Here is a 2,014-nt window from a genome sequence, read left to right as displayed (position 1 = left end):
TGTTTCACAATCAACCCATCAGCTATTTGTTAGACCAATTGAAACCCGTGTTTGGTACAACAGATTATTGTGTTCCTAGTGCAGCTGTCCAAGCTCGACAACGTTTAGGTCGAGAACCCTTAGCTGCCTTATTCTCCTTAATCAGCCAAGCATGGTTTGATGAATCACAACAACAATATTCAAGCTTAGAAGGTCTTAGTGTATGTGCTGTTGACGGGGTGGTTTGGTCTATGCCGCTGACCGAAGAGAACTTTAATCATTTTGGCTCATCTAAAGGTAAAACTGCTGTAGCACCTTACCCACAAGTTAGAGCCACGTGTCTAGTGAATACCAATACTCATGAAATCATAGATGCCCAAATAGGCAGTATGGATCAAGGTGAACTCACATTAGCAAATCAATTATCTCCTCCAGCACAAAGTATTACTTTGTTTGATCGAGCTTATTTCTCTGCTGATTTTTTAATAGGCTGGCAAACACGTGGAGAATCAAGCCATTGGCTTATGCGAGCTAAAGATAATTTACGTTATGACATAATTAAACGGAATTCCCCACATGATTTTCATATCAGGATGCCAATATCAGCAAGAGCCAAAAAACTTAATCCAGCATTAGGAGATTACTGGGAAGCACGTTTAATTGAAGTTGAGCAGGCAGGAAAAATCCGCCGTTATATCACTTCATTATTAGATTCAAAGACATATCCAGCTCGAACTTTAGCAAAGTTATATGCTCAACGTTGGGAGATAGAGATGTGTTACCGAGAAATTAAAAGCAATTTACAGGAAGGTAAGCACTTAAGGAGCAAACAGCCAGACTTAATTTATCAAGAATTATGGGGTGTCTTGATTGCTTATAACGTGCTGAGAAGACAAATGAAATATATGGCTCAACGTGCCAAAGTAAGCCCGTTGAGGATCAGTTTTCATATTGCATCTATTGCCCTTCTTAATTTACTCAGATTCGACTCTTTGGCTTCTGCAGGTAATCTACCCAAACATCTGGAAAGTTTAATGGAGAAATCTAATCGGTATGTTATACCTGAGAGAAGAGTGAGGAGTTATCCAAGGGTTGTAAAAGGAAAACCTCAAAAATACCCAAGAAAAAGCCAGTCAATCTCTTAACTGACTGGCATTACACTTTACAGTGGGTTTTTACTACATTAACTCATCAAGGTGATGCTCTAAGAATCTAAGCATATGTTTTAATTTTATTGAATTGTTACAGTGACAGGTTTTGCATAAATCGTATAGGTGTAATTTGGTGCCATCGTATATTGATAGCTTGGCATGACATAAGCTGTACCTTTTTCAGTAAATGTCAGCCCTTGGCCATTTTGCGTATATTTAGCCGAATTTGGCAAAACCAGCATATTTTTAACAAGATAATTCGATTTCGTTCCAATTTGAGTTTGGATTTCTGCATTGATTTCTACAGGCTTGCCTGCAGTGGCTATGAGCTGACTTGCTGTATTCAATTTTACCGCCAGATTTGAAGATTCATGCGCATAATCAGTCGTTAGACCATGTGTGCCTTGTACATACATGCGGTAGAAGTCATCTTTATTTAAGCGGAAAGTCCATGGCCAGAAAGTCACGCCGCGCTGGCTCGCCATCATCATCAGCTCTTTATTTAAACCAGAAAAAGAAGGATTAAAAGTAGAAGAGTATTTTTGTGCAGCATCTAAAATGCGGCGCGTGTTGACAATATTGCTTTGAGCTGTTGGCGTACTGGTCAAGTATCCAGTGGATACACCAGGAATTTCATTCTTCATATGTAGAATTTGATCGCCAACGAAACTGATGACAATCGCTTGATCATAGGCATTATGCTTATCTAGCAATTCCTTAATTTTTGGTACAATTTCAGGTTTTGAACTCTTTATTTCAATGAAGTTTGTCACATTTGGATATTGTTTTACAGCCGCAAGAATTTCATCCATTGTCGGTACTTTACGTCCATTTGGAATGGTGCGTAAGTTTTGAATTTCTGCGAGCGTCAAATCTTCAATTTT

Annotated in this window: 2 protein-coding genes; one reads left to right on the top strand and one right to left on the bottom strand. The window is 38.7% G+C overall.

What is annotated here, in order from left to right; genetic code table 11:
* Nucleotides 1-1,124 (top strand): IS4 family transposase (locus FTV41_RS14460; protein ID WP_179996740.1); only part of this gene is annotated, 1,124 nt, incomplete at its 5' end.
* A gap of 86 nt (nt 1,125-1,210) precedes the next feature.
* On the opposite strand, the gene FTV41_RS14455 is transcribed toward FTV41_RS14460, so the two are convergent.
* A partial coding sequence (locus FTV41_RS14455; protein WP_179996739.1) for a glycerophosphodiester phosphodiesterase occupies nt 1,211-2,014 on the bottom strand: 804 nt, incomplete at its 5' end.

Origin of the sequence: Acinetobacter sp. YH16051 (assembly GCF_013417135.1) — a bacterium.
Taxonomy (GTDB): Bacteria; Pseudomonadota; Gammaproteobacteria; order Pseudomonadales; family Moraxellaceae; genus Acinetobacter; species Acinetobacter towneri.
Note: the sequence above shows the minus strand (reverse complement) of the source record. Positions and strands in the feature narration are given on the sequence as shown.